This is a genomic window from Neptunicella marina (genome assembly GCF_014270035.1).
GTDB lineage: Bacteria > Pseudomonadota > Gammaproteobacteria > Enterobacterales > Alteromonadaceae > Neptunicella > Neptunicella marina.
Window position 1 is genome coordinate 153607 of sequence record NZ_JACNEP010000002.1, and the last position, 18912, is coordinate 172518.

Here is an 18912-nt window from a genome sequence, read left to right on the forward strand (position 1 = left end):
TTATTGTCTGCTACACAAGATTAATGCCCTGGTTCAGCATGCGTATCTGCATGTTCACTTTCGAGCTTTTCCAGTTCTCTGGCGATTTTCTTTGGTGAGCCTGTATTACGTGCAATCCAGAAATACGCCGTGGGGATAACATACAAGGTCATAAAGGTGGCCAGCAACACACCGGCAAAGATCACCATACCTATCACCTGACGGCTTTCTGAACCCGGCCCCGATGCCAGCACTAAAGGCAAAGAGCTGAATACTGTGGTAAAACCAGTCATCACAATCGGTCTTAAGCGTTGTGCCGCCGCACGTCTTAGAGCCTGTTCAAATTCCACACCAGCGTCACGCAACTGATTGGCAAACTCTACAATCAGAATACCATTTTTAGCCGCCAGCCCGATCAACATAACCAAACCAATTTGACTATAGATATTGATAGTCATACCACCAAAATACAGGCCAATAAACGCACCGACTAAAGCCATAGGCACGGTCAACATAATCACAAACGGATGTACAAAACTTTCAAACTGCGCTGCGAGCACTAAATAAGTAACAGCCAACGCCAGCGCAAAGATAAACAATATTGAACTGCCGGATTCCTGATACAACTGCGACTCACCTTTGTAATCAATCGCGGCCTGCTCGGGCAATTCGGTTTTAACAATATTGTTTAAATAATCCAGCGCCTGTCCCAGGGTGTAACCATCGGCCAGGTTGGCACTAATAGTCACGCTACGCATACGGTTATAACGATTCAACTGTGACGATGTCGCCTGTTCTTCGAAAGTTAACAGGTTATCCAGCGGGATTAATTCACCACTGCGTTTTGAACGCACATACAAGTTATTGATACTTTGTGGGCTGCGGTAATCAGCACGTGTGCCTTCCATGATGACATTGTATTCCTGACCACGATCCAGATAAGTCGACACCCTGCGTTGTCCCAACATGGTTTCCAGTGTGCGACCAATGTCACCAATAGACACGCCCATATCCGCCGCACGATCGCGATTAATTTTAACCTTAAGCTGCGGCCAGGTTTCCTTATAATCTGAATCCAGTCGGATTAAGTTCGGGTTCTCTGCCGCTTTTTTCATCACGATATCGCGCCACTTCACCAGCTCTTCATAGGTGTTACCTTGCAATACAAACTGCACCGGACGATTACTACCACCGGCTAATCCGCTACGAATAAAGCTAAAGGCACGTACATCAGGAATAGCAGATAGCTTTTGACTGATTTCATCCATTAATTCAAAGGTGGAACGGCTGCGGGTATGCCAGTCGGCTGCACCAATAATGGCCATACCGGCTCCCCCACCAAATCCTGGAGTCCGTACCAGTAAACGCTCAATTTCACCGGTATCCAGATAGGGCATCAGAATATCTTCAACCTTTTTCAGGTTGCGCGCATTGCTCTCAAAACTTGAGCCTTCTGCACTTTGCATACTGACAAAAAAGTTACCTCTGTCCTCTTTAGGTACAAATTCACCCGGCACTTGCTGACTCAAACCATACAAAGCTGCAATACTTAAAAATAAAATCAGTAACGCGATAAATGGCTGACGCACTGTGCCCTGTAAACTATTAAAGTAACGGTTTTCAATTTTGGCGAACGTTCTGTCCATCCAGCTACCAAAACCACTTTGGCGTTCGGATTTTTTCAGCAGACGTGAGCACATCATGGGAGAGAGCGTTAAGGCAGTAAAACTGGAAAAAGCCACTGCCGCCGCAATAGCTAGCGCAAACTCAGTAAACAAGCGTCCAATATTGCCCTGTAAAAACACCAAAGGTACAAATACTGAAATCAACACTAAGGTAGTGGCGATAACTGCAAATCCAACTTCGCGCGCACCACGATATGCAGCCAGTAATGGCGGCTCGCCTTCTTCCACCCGGCGATAAATGTTTTCCAGTACCACAATCGCGTCATCCACTACCAGACCAATTGCCAGCACCAACGCCAGTAAAGTCAGCAGATTGATGGAAAATCCCAGTGCATACATCACAATAAAAGCACCAACCAGCGACACAGGTACCGTCACCGCAGGGATCAGTGTTGCCCTTACATTGCCCAAAAAGACAAATATAACAATCACCACCATGGCAACCGCTATTGCAAGCGTGTCATACACTTCATCAATTGAACCTTCGATAAATACCGATGAGTCGTAACTGGGTACAATAAAAATATTGGCAGGCAAACTTTGTTCAATTTGCTTAATTGCTTTTTTGGCTTCTCTTGCCACATCTAACGTATTAGCTTTAGATTGTTTGACGATGCCAAGACCAATCATATTAACACCATTACCACGGAACTCAGTTTTGTCATCTTCCGCAGCAAGCTCAACCTTGGCAATTTCGCCTAACTTAATTAGATAACCATCCTCACCTTCTTTGATGGTAAGTTTGGCGAAATCTTCCGGGGTTAAAAAGGTTCTGGCAACACGCACTTCAAAATAGCGATCATTAGATTCCACTTCACCGGCCGGTAATTCGACGTTTTCCGAGCGGATAACATTCTCAACGTCAGTCACGGTGATTTCACGCGCAGCCATAGCATTGCGGTCGAGCCAGATTTTCATGGCATATTTACGGCCACCGCCAAGCTGCACACGCGCAACACCATCCACGACAGACAAGCGGTCAACAATATACCGATCTGCATAGTCAGTTAATTCCATAACCGACAGATTGTCACTGCGCAGGTTGTACCAAACCACTGCTCTTTCATCGGAATCGGATTTAAATACTTCCGGCGGATCGGCCTGTTCCGGTAAGTTGTTTAGCGCACGACTAACCCGTTCACGCACATCGTTCGACGCAGCGTCAATATCACGCGATAAATCAAACTCGATTGAAATACGTGAACGCCCATTACTGCTGCTTGAGGTAATATTTTTAATCCCGGCAATGCCGCTGATGCGATCTTCCAACAATTGCGTAATACGACTTTCGATAATATTGGCCGATGCGCCAGGATAGTTGGTATTGATGGATACGATGGGAGGGTCAATATCCGGGTATTCACGCAATGACAGGTAAGTAATGGCTACTAAACCAAATACCACCAGTAATAAATTGACTACAATGGCAAAAACCGGACGTTTTACTGATATATCTGACAATAACATTGCCGCGCTCCTATTGCGTTACAATGCTAACAGCAGCACCGTCGGATAAACGCAAACTACCTTCACTGACCACTTGCTCACCGGCGTTCAGGCCCGAAGAGATTTGCGCCCAACCTGGTTTACGATAACCAACGGTAACTTCTTTTTGAACAGCAGTTTTGCCGTCTTTTACAACATAAACATATTGCTTGTCCTGAATCGGAATAATCGCCGATTCCGGCACCACTAGTGTATTTAATACTTCGCGTTGAATATTTATTTGCAGCAACATACCCGGGCGTAATTGGTAGTCCGGGTTATCCACTAAAGCACGCACTTTTATCGCTCGGGTGATCGGGTCGATGCGCGAATCAATGCTGGCAATTTTGCCATCAAAAGTTTGTCCCGGATAGGCCACAGACGTAGCCTGAATTAACTGCCCTACTTGCACGCCAGCTAAATAGGCTTCTGCCACACTAAAATCCACTTTAACCTGATGAATATCATCAAGCGTGGTAATGCGATCGCCGGGTCTGACCAATGCGCCTTTTGATACATTGCGAATACCTAAACGGCCATCGAAGGGTGCACGCACCTCCAGTTCTGCCAGTTTGGTATTAGCCACTTCCAGTTGGGCTTTTAACCCTTTTACTTTGGCTTGTTGCTCATCAAGCAATTGCTGGGAGGCCGCATTGCCTTTAGCCAGATTAGAAATACGATTTAACTGACGCTTTGCTTCAGCAAGATTGACCTGCAACTCGTTAACCCGCGCCTTTTCTTCGCGGCTGTTTAAGCTGAGTAATAGCTGGCCGGCTTTAACCAGCTGGCCGTCGGTAAAATTAATTTGTTCTACTACATCACTGGTTTGAGCGGTAATAGTTACCGCCTCATTGGCAACAGCAGTACCCAAAGCTTCAATAATCACTTCAAAACGATCTTGTGAAACCTGATAAACACTCACAGGAGAGGCCGCCCTTTGTCGTTTTTCTTCAACCTGCTCTTTGGGAAGATATAAATAAACCACTACCGCTAATAATGCACATGCAGCCCATACCAGCGGTGAAATCCGTAACCGTTGCGTCATTCAATAAACCTTTTTTAGTTGTAATTTTACCTTGCCTTAATCCTGTATAGCGTAACCATTTAGTCTGGGTTTACACCTTTATAAAGAAACAAAAATACAGTAATTAATTTCCGACAACTTGTTTGGAGTGTTGCTGTTATCTAATGATTAAAGTCTAATATCAGCAAATTGTTACATTACACTGGTTAGCATGCTGGATAAATTTGCTTCATCGCGAATAATCGCGCTTTCATACGGTTTCTTTACACTGCTGGGTTGTACTCAGGCACCACCTGCGACACCTATGTGCAGAGTGGCAGAAAATACATTACAACAAACTCAGGGGAACGCCGGGTGCATCGTACGTATTGGCAGTCAATTACTGACTATTACACATCGCCTTTCTGGCAAACTGGATATACCCGGTGGCACAGCCCAGGCAGATGAAAGTGCGCAATGCACAGCACATCGCGAAACCTTTGAAGAAACCGGTTTTAACGTGGAAGTCGGTAAAAAGCTGGGAGAAAAAGATGACTTTGTCTTTTATGCCTGTCGCCTGAGCGGTGATTTTACCGGAGAGATCACCCAGTTTCCGGTGCCTGAATGGGCTGAAAGCGAAGTTTCCGCAATTTCATTACAAAACCCTTTTGCGCTGGAGCATCACCAATGGCGTTATAGCGATGAGCTCGAACAACTCAGGGGAATGTTTAATCAGGTTGGACAAATAAGCACCGAACAACCGTCGCCCAAATAACATAAGCAAGCTAACCAAAAGAGTAATTTTTAGCCCGCGACCTGCATGTTAGTTTTTTGTTAAAAATAACATGCAGGATAAAACTTATGACAGTCAGGATGCTTCCGCTGTTGCGCAATGTGATAATTGGCATATCCACTCTCGCCAGCACCCTTAGCGTAGCCGACGATTTCAGCTTAACCGACAAACAATACTTCCATAAAGACGGGGCCGACGTACTGGCATTCAGTAACTGGTATAACGGCCTTTTTAGTGATTCAAAAATCAGTGGGGTGGAAGTTATTCAACAGGGTGAACGTACTGTTACCAATGGTGATATTCGTATTCACGCCACACCGGAGCAATGGGATTTGATCCCGGCTTTTATTCGCCGAGAAGTGAATGGCAATAGCATTGAAAGTTTTATGCATTATTCGGATTTCAATTTTAATTATTCGATAAAAGTCAGTCAGGCTAATAACGGAAAATTAAACATCACGGTCAACCTTCCTAAAGCGGTGCCACAAGCACTGGCTGGGAAAGCCGGATTTAATCTGGAGTTCCTGCCAGCCGCTTATTTTGAAAAGGCTTTTATCACTGAGTCACAAAACGGCCAGTTCCCGCTTTATCCCAGTGGCAATAAAGAACAAAACGGTAAAGTAGCCCCAGCGTTATTAGCAAGTGGTCACCAACTTACTCTGGCACCCGCCGATCCAAAACATCGCATACAAATTACATCCAGTGAAACCATTAGCTTATATGATGGCCGTAGCAAGGCGCAAAATGGCTGGTTTGTCGCGCGTAGCTTATTACCCACAGGTAAAACGGGCGAAGTATTAAAATGGCAACTGGATGTCACAGGTCAGCCCAACTGGCAGCGTGAACCCGTTATCGCTCACTCACAAGTAGGCTATCATCCCAAACAGAAAAAAGTCGCTGTGGTTGAGCTTGATTCAACAGTAAGCACTTACCAAGAAATCACCTTACTTAAAGTCAGTGCATCGGGTGATAAACAGAAAGTCGTAGAACAAACACCATCAAAATGGGGAAATTACACCCGCTATCAGTACGCTAAATTTGATTTTTCCAACGTCACTGAGCCTGGGTTATATCAACTGCAATATGGCGATACACTCACCGCCCCTTTTAGAATTGCATCGGATATTTTTAGCAATGTATGGCATCCCACGCTCGATATGTATATGCCGATTCAGATGGACCATATGTTAATCAACGAAGCTTATCGGGTGTGGCATGGCGCATCCCATTTAGATGACGCATTGCAGGCACCGGCTAATCACGAGCACTTTGATTTATATGCCATGGGCCCAACCACAGATACCCAATTTAAAGCCGGTGAACATATCCCCGGACTAAATATTGGTGGCTGGTACGACGCCGGTGATTACGATATTCGCACCCAAACCCAGTATGGCACCGTACTGGATTTAGTACACAGCTGGGAACAGTTCAGTCCAGAGCGTGATAGCACCACAGTGGATTACTCACGCAAATATGTCGATTTACATGTTCCCGATGGCAAGCCCGATCTGCTACAACAAATTGAGCACGGCACACTGGCACTGATCGCACAGTTCAGAGCGGTTGGCCACGCCATTCACGGTATTATCGTGCCGGATATTTCCCAATACACCCATTTAGGTGATGGCCTGACCATGACCGATAACCTGATTTATGACTCGTCGATGTCAGAACTGGAAACAGACGGTTTTCACAGTGGCAAGTTTGATGACAGATGGGCGTTTACCACCAAATCATCCGCGCTCAATTATGGTTCACTTGCGGCGCTAAGTGCAGCCAGTCGCGCGTTAAAAGGTTACAACAATAAACTGGCCAAAGAGTGTATCGATACCGCCATAAAGGTTTGGCAGGACGAGCAAAGCCACGCACCCAATACCTACCATTATGGTAATACTACCGGTGGGCCTTTATATGCTGAAAAACTAAAGGCCGCCACTGAGCTATTAATCAGCACCGGTGATAGCCAGTACCAGCAAGCCATTCGCGATTCATTGCCCGATATTAAGGCGCATTTTGATTATCTGGCGATTTGGGCACTGCGCGCCATTCCATTAATGGATAATGGGTTTAAACAGCAAATCCGTGAACTGGTCAAAACAAATCAGACTCAGCGCAAAGAACTGGATAAAGCCAATCCCTTTGGTGTGGTAATTACCGAAGGTGGCTGGGCAGGCAATGGCACTGTAATGCGTCAGGCAATCACCAGCTATTATATGCATCAGGTGTTTCCGGATTTAGTCGATACCGATCAAGTAATGCGCGGATTGAACTACCTGTTTGGTACTCATCCGGATTCCGACATTTCCTTTGTGTCGGCTGTGGGAGCCAAATCTAAAAAAGTAGCTTATGGCATGAACCGTGCGGACTTTTCATTTATTCCCGGCGGCATCGTGCCCGGGGTACTGATTTTGAAACCTGACTTTCCGGAAAATAAAGAAAACTGGCCGTTTTTCTGGGGACAAAATGAGTATGTGGTTAATATGGGCGCCAGCTACATTTTCCTCGCTCATGCAGCTCAGCATTTACTGGATACCGATCCGGCATACAAAAACTAAATTAAATCAGTTTGTTATAGCGATTTTATCCGACTTTTTTATAAAGTCTGGTAAAATCGCTGCATGATAGAACTATTCGGCTATTCCCTGTCCTACGCAACTCTGTCACTGCTATTTGTGGTGGCGTTTTTTATTGGTTTAGCTAAAACCGGTGTGCACGGTGCCAGCATGTTTGCGGTGCCTATTCTTGCCTTAATCTTTGGTGGCAAAACCTCATCAGGTTTAATGTTGCCTATGCTGATCCTGGCCGACTTATTCGCGGTTAAATATTATCACCGCCATGCCAACTGGCAGTATCTGATGAAACTTTTCCCGTCGGCGGCAGTTGGGGTTGTCATCGGCACGCTACTTGGTTCGAGCATTGATGATGAAGCCTTTCGGTTGATGATGGGCATTATTATTTTTGCCAGCCTTGCGATCATGTTATGGATGGAAAAAGCCAATAAAGACAAGATTCCTGATTACACCTGGTTTGCCATATTAATGGGAACCTTAGGGGGTATCACCACTATGATAGGCAATCTGGCAGGCTCGGTAATGGCTTTGTATTTACTCAGTATGCGTTTGCCTAAAAACGTTTATATCGGTACCGCCGCCTGGTTCTTTTTGGTTATCAACCTGTTCAAAGTGCCTTTCCACGTTTTTAGCTGGCACACTATCAGTATCAATTCCTTTTTACTCAATCTCATCTGTTTGCCTGTTATCGCACTTGGCGCCTGGGCAGGCATTGAAGTGGTTAAACGCATTCCGGAAAAACAATATCGCTGGATGATTTTAGCCATGACCGCGATTGCAGCGGTATTTATGGTGATTTAATCGATACTGCGATTAATAACATTCCCCCAAAATCTAACTCGTTTCCTTGTCTTAATTTCAGCATGCAACGCTATTTTCATGCATATGAATTGCCTGCTTTAGCAATAAAACGACGCTGCACACTTAAAGTTCAAATTTTTTGAATTAAAAATGCAAAATGTTCCGATTTTTTGTTTTTAGAATTGCTCATATAGTTATTTCAACAGCAACACTGCTGAGATGTTTAAACCAATGACTAATTTAAATGATTTAATCGAGGAATTTGAAATGAACAAACAAACTTTAACAAAATTATTATCGACTGACGCTGGCATTGCCCCTCTGGCATTACGTATCCCAACAGGCATCACTTTTATTGCCCATGGCGCACAAAAACTCTTTGCTGCATTCGGTGGCTACGGTTTGGAAGGAACCGGCCAGTGGATGAGTTCGATTGGTTTAGAGCCTGGATACTTAATGGCGCTGATGGCAGGCAGTGCTGAGTTTTTTGGTGGCATCTTGTTACTTATCGGTTTACTGACCCGTCCAACCTCTTTTGTATTGGCGATTACCATGCTGGTAGCGATTTTCAGCGTACATTTTCAAAACGGTTTATTTATGGCCAATAACGGTTATGAATTTGCACTGGCATTATTAGCCGTAACCGTTTCACTAATGTTCTCCGGTGCAGGTAAAGCCGCGCTGGATAACCTTATCGTTAAAAAACTGGCTTAATACAGCGCCATAACAATAAGGAGAACCACATGATTGAAATAAGACCAGCAAACGAACGTGGAAAAGCCAATTTTGGTTGGCTGGACAGTAAACATACTTTTTCTTTTGGTTCCTATTACGATCCAAAACACATGGGTTACTCAGCATTGCGGGTAATTAACGATGATACTGTGTTACCCAGTCAAGGTTTTGGCACCCATGGTCACAAAGATATGGAAATCATCAGCTTTGTTACCCAGGGCGTGATTGAACACAAAGACAGTATGGGCAATGTTCAAACCTTGCCCAAGGGAGAATTTCAGCTGATGTCAGCCGGAAAAGGAGTGACGCACAGTGAATATAATGCCTCGTCAACCGACGTACTGAAGTTTTTGCAAATCTGGATTGAGCCCGATTCCACAGGTGGTACGCCGGGATATCAGCAAAAAGATTTTGGGCAGCAACAAGGTTTAACCACCGTTATCACCCCAACCGGTGAAAACGGTACGCTAAAAATTAAGCAGCAGGCCACTGTCAGCCAGTTATATCTAAATGCTGGCACACAACAGGCGGTGAGCAATGCCGATAATCGCAAGCTGTATATCCATATTGTTGACGGCCAATTGCAACTTGAAGGACATACCCTTACCAACGGAGACGGGGTAAAAATAGCGGATATGTCACAACTGGATTTAATTAATAACAGTGAGCAGAGCTTAGTTGCCTTAGTGTTTGATTTACCTTGATATAACGATTTAAAGTGGGTTATTGCGCCAATTATTTGCATAATCGGCACATAACCCATTTTTTACAGGTCCGAATCACCATGCGCCATGCCATAACCCTTGATGCCATCCGAGTGCTGGAAATGATCCATCAAAAAGGCAGTTTCGCCGCAGCAGCCGAAGCGCTGTTTAAAGTGCCTTCCGCCATCACTTACACTATGCAAAAACTTGAAGCCGACCTTGGTGTGGTAATTTTTGATCGCAGCGCTAAACGTGCGGTACTGACCCCAGCAGGGAAACTGGTGTTAGAAGAAGGCAGCGCCCTACTAGAAGCATCAAATCGACTGGAAGAAAAACTTCATCAGCTGGAATCAGGCTGGGAAGCATCATTAACCATCGCCAAAGATACCATCATTCCCGAGTCCCCTTTATTTGAGATAATGTCGCGTTTTTGTCAGCTGGATAAACAAGTTGAAATCACCGTGGTTGAAGAAGTACTTGGAGGTGGTTGGGATGCGCTATATACCAAGCGCGCAGACATCGCGATTGGTTTAACCGGTGAACTACCCAAGGGTCAATTCAGAGTTGAGCAATTGGGTGAAATTGAGTTTGTATTTGCCGTAGCCAATCAACATCCACTGGCGGATTTTATTGGTTTAATTGAACCACAACATATCAAACAATATCCGAGCATAGTGGTGACCGACAGTTCACGCTCACTGCCTGGACGCTCATCTGGCGTGTTTGACAGCAAACAGTCCATTCGGGTTGGCAGTATGCAAAGTAAAATTCAGGCTCAGCTTCAGGGGTTAGGCATCGGCTTTTTACCTTTGCATATGGTTAAAAACGAACTGGCTGACGGGAGTCTGATCGCCAAAGCCTGTAGCATTCCACGTCCTAATATTCCGGTTTATATCGCCTCAGAAAAAAGCAAACAAGGCAAAGCACTGGCCTGGTTCTATCAACAACTGGTTCAGCAACAATGGTTTGTTTAACCCAGAAAATGCTTTATTTAGGCAGTTTTATGCAGTCTGTAAGATTAAATATCCACCTAAAAAATAAATGTTTTAAAATATATTTTTATCGTTTATCGATAAATTGATATTGTTTAATAACAATTCACTTGTTAGAGTTGACCTCAGTTAATTCTCAAGATTTGTTGTTATGCAAAAAATTCAAAAAGTCAGTGGCATCATTCGCACACTTATCCTGTTTTTAATCGCGCTGCGGGTGGTTTTCATCTTTTCAGTGCCTGTCAGTGTTTACAACCAGTCACCTGCACTCAGTAACAAAACCGAAGTGAATATCGAATATCTGGTTGACGTGCAGTCCAGCTGGAAAGGTTATGCCACTATGCTGGATAACGAACAACTCAATAGTCAGTTGATTTTAGGTTTACCCGAGCAGCTGTTTATTCTGGTGATTTACTGCCTGTTATGGCGTTTATTTGGGTTTTACCAGCAAGGTCAGGTATTTAGCGCCGAGCCCATTAATCAGCTACGTATCATAGCTGGATGTATATTGTTATGGCCTGTCATTACGATTATCTACCCTATTCTCACCACGCTGTTACTGCGTTTTAGTGGCGCGTCCGACAGTTTGCCAATTTATGTGTCTATTGGCACCAGTGAAATCACTAACCTGATTACTGGCCTGATTGTTTATGTGATTAGCTGGATCATGCTCGAAGCGCAGAAAGTCAATGAAGAGCAGGAGCTAACCATCTGATGGCCATTGTGATCGAACTGGATGTGATGCTGGCCAAACGCAAAATGAAATTAAATGATTTGGCCGAAGCAGTGGGCATTACACCTCAAAATTTATCAGTTTTAAAAAGTGGACGTGCTAAAGCGGTACGTTTCTCGACGCTGGACGCAATTTGTAAAACTCTCGAATGCAGCCCAGGGGATATTTTACTCTATCAATCGGACGATAAGGATAAACAATGATGAAATCACTAAGCCTTGTGGCACTGGCATTGTGCCTGAGCCCATTATCAGTAAATGCTGAAGAAACTCAGTTTTTTAAGCAGCTGTCCTTTTCACTGGTCAATGGCAATACGTTAGCCACACCCGATAATACATCACTTAACAGCGACTTTTTCCCGCAAATTGCGTTAGGTATCGGTTTTGAGCAGCAACTATCAGATAACTGGCAATGGCAAAGTGCGGTGTCTGTGGAATACAGCCACGCACATTCACAGTTGCAACAAGGTGATAATACTCAGGTGAATGCCGGTATCAGCAATAGCGGCCTGTGGGTGTCTAATACCTTAAAACGCGTTAATCTAATTGATGATGTGTCGCCTTTTATCACGCTTGAAGTTGGCCGTGTTAAAAGTGATGTTCAAACCCAAACCAATAATCAGCAACAATGGCAAACGGGTTATCGTGCGTTAGCAGGACTCGAGTTTAATTTAGATAATGATATGAGTTTGTCAGTGGCGGTGGGAAATAGTCATTTCGACTAATCTGAGATTCAGGTCACTGCCACACAAGCCGTGACCTGATTTTCGTTTTTAAACACCTGCAATTAAGCCAGCTCGACCATATTGCCTTTGTTTTCCAGCCATTCTTTACGATCTGGCGAGCGTTTTTTAGATAACAACATATCCATTAACTCAAGCATATGCACCGAGTCATCCACTGTGAGTTGCACTAAGCGGCGGGTATTCGGGTCCATGGTGGTTTCACGCAATTGCATTGGGTTCATTTCACCCAGTCCTTTAAAGCGCTGAACATTGACTTTACCGCGTTTTTTCTCGGCTTCAATACGATCCAATATGCCCTGCTTTTCGCCATCATCCAGTGCGTAGTATACTTCTTTACCCACGTCGATACGGTAAAGCGGCGGCATCGCGACATACACATGCCCCTGATCGACTAAGGTGCGGAAATGTTTAACAAACAATGCGCACAATAACGTGGCAATGTGCAAACCATCGGAGTCAGCATCGGCCAGAATGCAGATTTTACCGTAGCGTAAATCACTCAAATCACTGCTGTCCGGATCAATACCCAGGGCAACTGAAATGTCGTGAATTTCCTGTGAGGCCAGTACCTGCGATGAATCCACTTCCCAGCTGTTAAGTATTTTACCGCGCAGCGGCATAATCGCCTGAAATTCCCGGTCACGCGCTTGTTTTGCCGAACCACCGGCCGAATCCCCTTCCACCAAAAACAGTTCAGAGCGACTGGTATCCTGCGTGGTGCAGTCTGTCAGTTTGCCCGGCAATGCCGGGCCCTGGGTGACTTTTTTACGTGCGACTTTTTTGCTTTGACGCATACGACGCTGCGCATTGGCAATACACATTTCCGCCAGTTGTTCAGCTATTTCGGTATGTTCATTTAGCCATAAACTGAAAGCATCCTTTACCACACCCGAGACAAAGGCTGCGGCCTGACGTGACGATAAACGCTCTTTGGTCTGACCGGCAAACTGCGGATCCTGCATTTTGGTAGATAAGATATAACAACAACGATCCCAGATATCTTCCGGTGATAATTTGACCCCACGTGGCACCAGATTACGGAATTCACAGAACTCACGCATGGATTCCAGTAATCCCTGACGCAAGCCGTTTACATGGGTACCGCCCTGTACGGTAGGAATAAGGTTTACATAGCTTTCGGTAACCATTTCGCCGCCTTCCGGCAACCAGATTACTGCCCAGTCGGCTGCTTCATTATTGGCATTAAAATTCCCGACAAAAGGTGAGTTTTCCGGCAGACAAGTAAATTCCTGCACAGACTGGTATAAATAATCTTTTAATCCGTCTTCGAAGTACCATTCCTGGGTGGCACCGTTGACCTTGTCGTCAAAACGGATACGTAACCCCGGACAAAGCACCGCTTTGGCACGTAATACATGCAGTAATTTGGTCACAGAAAATTTAGCAGAATCGAAATATTGCGGGTCGGGCCAGAACTGCACACGGGTACCTGTATTACGTTTACCGCAGGTATCAATGATTTGTAAATCTTCGATTTTTTCACCATTAGCAAAGGCGATTTGATACACATTGCTATCACGACGAATAGTGACTTCAACCCGGGTGGACAACGCATTTACCACGGAAATACCCACACCGTGTAAACCACCGGAAAACTGGTAATTTTTATTGGAGAATTTACCACCGGCATGCAGTTTGGTCAGGATCAGCTCCACACCGGAGATACCTTCTTCGGGGTGAATATCCACCGGCATGCCACGGCCATCATCAATCACTTCGATTGACTGGTCAGCATGTAAAATGACTTTGATACTGCTGGCGTGCCCCGCTAAGGCTTCATCCACACTGTTATCGATAACTTCCTGACTCAAATGGTTGGGCCGGGTGGTATCGGTATACATGCCCGGACGGCGTTTGACCGGCTCCAGACCGTTTAAAACTTCAATGGAATCAGCGTTATATTGAGACATAAAGGCGCACTTACCTGCTAATTTAAAGTGTTATCGCAGCGTTTGATTTACTGCATTGTTATGGCTTCTGTTTTTACGCCAAAAGCCTGTAAGACTCAACCGTTAGCGTTGAAAAAATCTGTTTGTTTGGAATATAGCGAAAGTTAATCCAGCAGAAATCCGGCAATCTGCGGCAGATATTGCTCAAAGCCGACAAAACTATGATCACCGCCCTGCTCTACAGTAAGCTTGCTGTTTCGGTATTTACTTTCCGCCTGACGATAATCCAGTGTTTCATCACCAGTTTGTAATAATGTCCAAATGTTATCCGGGTGAGAGAGCGTTTGTGTATCTAACGATTTAAGCTGCTGCATATGCTCATGGGTTAAAGTAAATATTTCACCTGTGTAAGGCTGCACCAAAGGCTCATGCATGTTGTCCAGCAATTCATAAGGTTTGACCGCTGGGTTAATGGTTACCGCTTTCCCCCCAAAGGTTTCAACCAGATGGGTTACAATATAACCGCCCAGCGAACTGCCAATAAAGCCAAGTTTCCAGTCTTTATATGGTTCAAGCAACGTATGCAACATCTCTTTGGCCTGCTGCGGATAACAAGGAATTTGTGGGGTAGCCAATCTCACCCTGGGGTGATGTTTGGCAAAATAAGCACGGGTTTGTAACGCCTTGGCAGACTGGGGTGAACTTTGAAATCCATGACAATATAAAATAAATACAGACATAGTTACGATGACTTCCTTTTTTAAATCCTGACCACACCGGACTCAATTGTACCATCAGAATGGCAGGTTATTATTCGGGCACCGGCTGACAAATCACTCACACCAAAATCTTCGCTTAACTGCCATTGCCAACAAGTTGAAGGACAGGACCACACCGGTACCTGTGCAATGAATTTTTCTGTGGCCGCATGAATATGACCATGTACCACAGCTTTCACGCCTTTTAATTTTTCCAGGCGAGTCACAAATTCCTGACGGTTAACCCAGTTATGTTTGTCCAGCCAACTCTCGGACTTAATTGGATGGTGGTGTACTGCAATTAAGTGGTGTGCATCATCAGCCACGCTAACCTGCTGTTCAAGCGCGTTTAATTGTTTACTTTCAACCTGTCCTTGCGTGCCCTGATACTGACTATTTAAACAATGTAACTGCCAGTTTTGCACTTCAAATGGTGTTGCCAGCCATAACTGCTCAGGGGCAAATATCTCCTGCATTAACTGACAATCATCATGATTCCCCGGAAGCACCACTAACTGGCTATCGGGCAAATATTGCTGTCGCAGCTTTTGCAAATGCAGATAACTTTCGCGGCTGTGATCCTGACTGATATCGCCGGTGACTAATAACAGTTTGGGTCGATGCGATACAACAAGCTCACACACGTTGCTCAGGTTAACAAAGGGGTTTATGCCCTCATAACCAGCTCGAGTGGTATCGGCAAACAGATGACAATCGCTAATTTGTGCGATAGTAAAATAAGAAGGTAGCGATGACATTTAGTTAGTGCGTTGGTTTTGCTGACGGCTTTGCAGATGCTGCTGACAGAAATGGATCCACTCGGTTAAAAACAGATTGACTAATTCTTTTTCATTAGGCTGATGCATATCGCGATTGGGGTAATCGTAACTGCCCTGTGCCACTTTCACATGCTGAGTCTGAAGCACCTCAGCCATACGCACATCATGATATAAACGCACTTGCATAGTTGGTTGTAAATACTCAGGCATGCCCTGGTTTTTCTGGAGTAATTCAATGGTAGTGGTGTAACGGCTGCATTCAGTAATTTTCACTTCGTAAGCTAACCCATGACCGTTATCAAATTGATAGATTAATGAATCATTATCAAAATCAGGCAGTAACTTAAGTAAACGCGCATAATTCACATCACAAGTTGCCTGCAGCCGCGATAGATCAGGTACATATTTCCCATTCATGCTGCGGGAAAAACGTTGCTGAGATTTATTCAGACCATTGTTCAATGAGTTTACCTTTGTTTATTGCTAACCATTGCAATGCAATGACAGTGGATGCGTTATCTATTTTACCTTGTTCAAGTAATTCAAATGCATCATTAATATCTACGGAATGCACAAGTATATCTTCATTTTCGTCATCTAACCCGTGAATTCCACTCGCAGTGCTGCTGTCCACCTCAGCCACATACACATGCAGCTTTTCAGTGGTACCACCCGGGCTGGAAAAATAACTCAGTGCTTTATGCAACTTGTGCAGTTTAATTCCTGCCTCTTCCATGGCTTCGCGATGACATACCTGCTCAATATCTTCACCCGGTTCAATCATGCCTGCGATACATTCAAGCAACCAGGGACTGTTAACCCGATTTACCGCCCCAATACGCAATTGCTCGATTAAAATCAGTCGGTTATGTTTAAAATCAACCGGCAACACTGCTATCGCATCACTGCGCTGATAGATTTCACGACGAACCTCACGGCTCCAGCCACCATCAAACAAACGATGTTTAAATCTATATTCATCTAACTTAAAAAAGCCCTGATACACCGGCCTAATTCCTAACATGTCGATATCAGATTGGTGAAACCCCAGCATTGGATATTTTTTATTTGTCACAGCATTCCCTTTATTATTTAATGACCTGTCGCTGAAGAAAGGGGTATTTTTACAAATTACCGCACTATTTGCCTTAAAGTTTACTGAAATCAGTCGCTTTTCATAATTCACTATTTGAATCAAATAGATAGTTTTGGCATGTTTAATTTTTTACAGTGCAGTTTCAACCTTTGAAAAGACAAAACTAAATCAACATGATTTGTTACATTTGAACACGCAGTGTTACGACAAACTGCTTAAACAAAGCGGTTGATTTACATAGACTTTGACCATATATATCAGCAGACTATTACATTAGTGCACTAGCCGCAAAAAAAGGAAAACACATGAAAAAAACGATCTTGTCTGTGCTGATAGGCTTTAGCGTGGCCTCTCAAGCATTTGCAGATGATCTTTATCAAGTTTATCAGCAAGCATTACAAAATGATCCGGCAACCTTAAAAGCCGAAGCCAGTAAAGATGCTGCCTTTGCCTCTATTGGCAGCAGTAAAGCTAATTTATTGCCACAAATTTCATTGAGTCTGTCAGCCAGCCGCAGTGGTGGCGATGCTGACTCCAATAGTAATGGTGCAAGGGTATCTCTGACTCAGTCTCTGTATAACCCAACCTATTATGCACGTTTAGATCGTGCTGAGTTGGTTGCCAGCCAGGCTGACGCCTATTTCGCTGTAGCTAAGCAAGACTTAATTGTACGTACCGTAGGTGCATACTTTAATGTTTTACAGGCAATGGATGATTTGGAATTTGCTCAGGCAGAAAAACGCGCCATTGAACGTCAACTGGAACAAACATCGCAGCGTTTCGCTGTTGGTTTGACCGCTAAGACAGATGTACATGAAGCTCAGGCTTTGTTTGATAATGCCGTTGCATCTGAAATCAGCGCCAAAAACAATGTAGAAATAAAGCGAGAAGCTCTGCGTGAAATTACCGGAGCATATCATCCGGAAATTAACCAACTGGATACTCAACGATTCAGCGCAGGTACACCGACACCTCAGGCAGTTGAAGAGTGGTTAACTATTGCGGATGAACGTAATACACAGTTAATGGCAGCCAATATCGGTGTGGATATTTCCAAACAGGATATTGATATTGCGACAACAGGTTACTATCCGGATTTAAGCTTAAGCGCTAACGTGGACTCAAGTGATACTGAGCGTAACGGTATAGACGAGGGCCGCAGTAACACTAATTATATTGGTGTAACCTTAAGCGTTCCTTTGTATGAAGGTGGTTCGACCCAGAGTGGTGTGGAAGTTGCGAAGAAAAACTTTATTGCAGACAGTGAAGAGCGCGAGCGTATTCATCGCTCGGTTGTACGCAGTGTGCGCAGTAATTTCTACGATGTAACCGCATCTATCGCCCGAATCAAAGCATTGCAGCAAGCCGTTGTTTCAGCAGAAAGTGCCTTAAGTGCAACCGAAGCAGGTTTTGATGTAGGAACCCGTACTATCGTTGACGTACTGAATAGCACTCGTAACCTATACGATGCCAAGCGTAACTTAGCCAGCGCACGTTATGGTTACATCATTAGTATCCTAAGCTTAAAACAAGCCGCAGGTTCACTGAGTGATCAGGATGTTATGGACATCAACCGTGGTTTAAGCAAAAGCTAAACATAATTAATTGATAAAGAAAAAAGCCCCTGAATGGGGCTTTTTTTATGACTACAACCGAACAGGATAACGCGAACATTAATTAAGGCGACTTAACAACTCTTTACCAATATCAGAGTCGATAAAACCATTTTGTTCCGCCCACTGCTTAATCGCCAGACCATCAGCCTCAGCTTCGCTTAATGATTTTTTCGACATCTTTTTTATCATATAAGTGCCAACATCAATTGCGCCATTTTGCATGGCATAACGAATTAAACTGTTTCCACCACAGGAAATACCCGAATAATAATCAGATAATCGCATATTGTAGTCGGCTTGCACGGCTCTCATTTTCTTGCGAAGTTCACTTTTATCGTTGTTTTTAACTATGGTGCAAATATTTTCTAAATCCTCATTAATATCAGCAAAACTTAAAGGTGAAAAAACCAAAGCGGTTAATGAAGCAATAAAAGCTGCTTTTTTCATTATTCTTACCTCACAGACCCGAATAAACATCGCAGGAAACAATTTAATTTAAGCAGCTGGCACTCACTTTGACGCCTG

At 44.2% G+C, this 18912-nt stretch carries 18 protein-coding genes; 10 read left to right on the plus strand and 8 right to left on the minus strand.

Features of this window, described 5'->3' with window-relative positions; translation table 11 throughout:
* Positions 1–20 precede the first annotated feature (20 nt).
* Both H8B19_RS03110 and H8B19_RS03115 read right to left on the minus strand, forming a co-directional pair.
* Complete coding sequence (locus tag H8B19_RS03110; protein ID WP_186505323.1) at positions 21–3131, minus strand: efflux RND transporter permease subunit; 3111 nt, start codon at positions 3129–3131, stop codon at positions 21–23.
* A gap of 10 nt (positions 3132–3141) precedes the next feature.
* Positions 3142–4194 (minus strand): efflux RND transporter periplasmic adaptor subunit, encoded by a 1053-nt coding sequence (locus tag H8B19_RS03115; protein WP_186505324.1) that lies wholly within the window; start codon positions 4192–4194, stop codon positions 3142–3144.
* Between the two features lie 190 nt (positions 4195–4384).
* Between H8B19_RS03115 and H8B19_RS03120 the strand changes: the two genes are divergently transcribed.
* The 9 genes from H8B19_RS03120 to H8B19_RS03160 all read left to right on the plus strand — a co-directional run bounded on the left by H8B19_RS03120 (position 4385) and on the right by H8B19_RS03160 (position 12207).
* On the plus strand, positions 4385–4927 hold the full coding sequence (locus tag H8B19_RS03120) for an NUDIX hydrolase (protein WP_186505325.1): 543 nt from the start codon (positions 4385–4387) through the stop codon (positions 4925–4927).
* 86 nt (positions 4928–5013) lie between these two features.
* Positions 5014–7503: a glycoside hydrolase family 9 protein gene (locus H8B19_RS03125; RefSeq protein WP_186505326.1), complete on the plus strand. Its 2490-nt coding sequence runs from the start codon at positions 5014–5016 to the stop codon at positions 7501–7503.
* Between the two features lie 63 nt (positions 7504–7566).
* The gene (locus H8B19_RS03130; RefSeq protein WP_186505327.1) at positions 7567–8319 is read left to right on the plus strand and encodes a sulfite exporter TauE/SafE family protein; all 753 of its coding nucleotides are present in this window, start codon (positions 7567–7569) and stop codon (positions 8317–8319) included.
* Between the two features lie 267 nt (positions 8320–8586).
* On the plus strand, positions 8587–9033 hold the full coding sequence (locus tag H8B19_RS03135; RefSeq protein ID WP_186505328.1) for a DoxX family protein: 447 nt from the start codon (positions 8587–8589) through the stop codon (positions 9031–9033).
* Between the two features lie 29 nt (positions 9034–9062).
* Positions 9063–9758 (plus strand): pirin family protein, encoded by a 696-nt coding sequence (locus H8B19_RS03140; protein WP_186505329.1) that lies wholly within the window; start codon positions 9063–9065, stop codon positions 9756–9758.
* An 80-nt stretch (positions 9759–9838) separates the two neighbouring features.
* Entirely contained in the window at positions 9839–10732 is an 894-nt protein-coding gene (locus H8B19_RS03145; RefSeq protein ID WP_186505330.1) for a LysR family transcriptional regulator, read from the plus strand.
* A gap of 169 nt (positions 10733–10901) precedes the next feature.
* Positions 10902–11465, plus strand: a complete 564-nt coding sequence (locus H8B19_RS03150) for a DUF2975 domain-containing protein (RefSeq protein WP_186505331.1) — start codon at positions 10902–10904, stop codon at positions 11463–11465.
* Complete coding sequence (locus H8B19_RS03155) at positions 11465–11686, plus strand: helix-turn-helix domain-containing protein (RefSeq protein WP_186505332.1); 222 nt, start codon at positions 11465–11467, stop codon at positions 11684–11686. The genes H8B19_RS03150 and H8B19_RS03155 overlap by 1 nt, the downstream gene beginning before the upstream one ends.
* Positions 11683–12207, plus strand: coding sequence for a hypothetical protein (locus tag H8B19_RS03160; RefSeq protein WP_186505333.1), 525 nt, complete (start codon positions 11683–11685; stop codon positions 12205–12207). Before H8B19_RS03155 ends, H8B19_RS03160 begins: the two co-directional genes overlap by 4 nt.
* A gap of 62 nt (positions 12208–12269) precedes the next feature.
* Here H8B19_RS03160 and parE read toward each other — a convergent pair whose 3' ends face one another.
* From parE to nudF, 5 genes are all read right to left on the minus strand, one after another.
* Positions 12270–14159: a DNA topoisomerase IV subunit B gene (parE, locus tag H8B19_RS03165; protein WP_186505334.1), complete on the minus strand. Its 1890-nt coding sequence runs from the start codon at positions 14157–14159 to the stop codon at positions 12270–12272.
* 143 nt (positions 14160–14302) lie between these two features.
* The gene (locus H8B19_RS03170) at positions 14303–14878 is read right to left on the minus strand and encodes a YqiA/YcfP family alpha/beta fold hydrolase (RefSeq protein WP_186505335.1); all 576 of its coding nucleotides are present in this window, start codon (positions 14876–14878) and stop codon (positions 14303–14305) included.
* Between the two features lie 20 nt (positions 14879–14898).
* Positions 14899–15654 (minus strand): metallophosphoesterase family protein, encoded by a 756-nt coding sequence (locus H8B19_RS03175; RefSeq protein ID WP_186505336.1) that lies wholly within the window; start codon positions 15652–15654, stop codon positions 14899–14901.
* On the minus strand, positions 15655–16137 hold the full coding sequence (locus H8B19_RS03180; protein ID WP_422121142.1) for a DUF1249 domain-containing protein: 483 nt from the start codon (positions 16135–16137) through the stop codon (positions 15655–15657).
* The gene (gene nudF, locus H8B19_RS03185) at positions 16118–16729 is read right to left on the minus strand and encodes an ADP-ribose diphosphatase (protein ID WP_186505593.1); all 612 of its coding nucleotides are present in this window, start codon (positions 16727–16729) and stop codon (positions 16118–16120) included. Before nudF ends, H8B19_RS03180 begins: the two co-directional genes overlap by 20 nt.
* A 347-nt stretch (positions 16730–17076) precedes the next feature.
* Here nudF and tolC point away from each other — a divergent pair, with 347 nt between their 5' ends.
* The gene (gene tolC, locus H8B19_RS03190) at positions 17077–18366 is read left to right on the plus strand and encodes an outer membrane channel protein TolC (protein WP_186505337.1); all 1290 of its coding nucleotides are present in this window, start codon (positions 17077–17079) and stop codon (positions 18364–18366) included.
* A 78-nt stretch (positions 18367–18444) separates the two neighbouring features.
* Here the strand turns inward: tolC and H8B19_RS03195 are convergent, their stop codons facing one another.
* Positions 18445–18834, minus strand: coding sequence for a DUF3718 domain-containing protein (locus tag H8B19_RS03195; RefSeq protein WP_241737454.1), 390 nt, complete (start codon positions 18832–18834; stop codon positions 18445–18447).
* Between the last annotated feature and the right edge of the window lie 78 nt (positions 18835–18912).

Coding starts and splice junctions, on each gene's coding strand:
- H8B19_RS03110 (WP_186505323.1), bottom strand. CDS start 3,131: ATGTTATTGTCAGATATATCAGTAAAACGTCCGGTTTTTGCCATTGTA.
- H8B19_RS03115 (WP_186505324.1), bottom strand. CDS start 4,194: ATGACGCAACGGTTACGGATTTCACCGCTGGTATGGGCTGCATGTGCA.
- H8B19_RS03120 (WP_186505325.1), top strand. CDS start 4,385: ATGCTGGATAAATTTGCTTCATCGCGAATAATCGCGCTTTCATACGGT.
- H8B19_RS03125 (WP_186505326.1), top strand. CDS start 5,014: ATGACAGTCAGGATGCTTCCGCTGTTGCGCAATGTGATAATTGGCATA.
- H8B19_RS03130 (WP_186505327.1), top strand. CDS start 7,567: ATGATAGAACTATTCGGCTATTCCCTGTCCTACGCAACTCTGTCACTG.
- H8B19_RS03135 (WP_186505328.1), top strand. CDS start 8,587: ATGAACAAACAAACTTTAACAAAATTATTATCGACTGACGCTGGCATT.
- H8B19_RS03140 (WP_186505329.1), top strand. CDS start 9,063: ATGATTGAAATAAGACCAGCAAACGAACGTGGAAAAGCCAATTTTGGT.
- H8B19_RS03145 (WP_186505330.1), top strand. CDS start 9,839: ATGCGCCATGCCATAACCCTTGATGCCATCCGAGTGCTGGAAATGATC.
- H8B19_RS03150 (WP_186505331.1), top strand. CDS start 10,902: ATGCAAAAAATTCAAAAAGTCAGTGGCATCATTCGCACACTTATCCTG.
- H8B19_RS03155 (WP_186505332.1), top strand. CDS start 11,465: ATGGCCATTGTGATCGAACTGGATGTGATGCTGGCCAAACGCAAAATG.
- H8B19_RS03160 (WP_186505333.1), top strand. CDS start 11,683: ATGATGAAATCACTAAGCCTTGTGGCACTGGCATTGTGCCTGAGCCCA.
- parE (WP_186505334.1), bottom strand. CDS start 14,159: ATGTCTCAATATAACGCTGATTCCATTGAAGTTTTAAACGGTCTGGAG.
- H8B19_RS03170 (WP_186505335.1), bottom strand. CDS start 14,878: ATGTCTGTATTTATTTTATATTGTCATGGATTTCAAAGTTCACCCCAG.
- H8B19_RS03175 (WP_186505336.1), bottom strand. CDS start 15,654: ATGTCATCGCTACCTTCTTATTTTACTATCGCACAAATTAGCGATTGT.
- nudF (WP_186505593.1), bottom strand. CDS start 16,729: ATGCTGGGGTTTCACCAATCTGATATCGACATGTTAGGAATTAGGCCG.
- tolC (WP_186505337.1), top strand. CDS start 17,077: ATGAAAAAAACGATCTTGTCTGTGCTGATAGGCTTTAGCGTGGCCTCT.
- H8B19_RS03195 (WP_241737454.1), bottom strand. CDS start 18,834: ATGAAAAAAGCAGCTTTTATTGCTTCATTAACCGCTTTGGTTTTTTCA.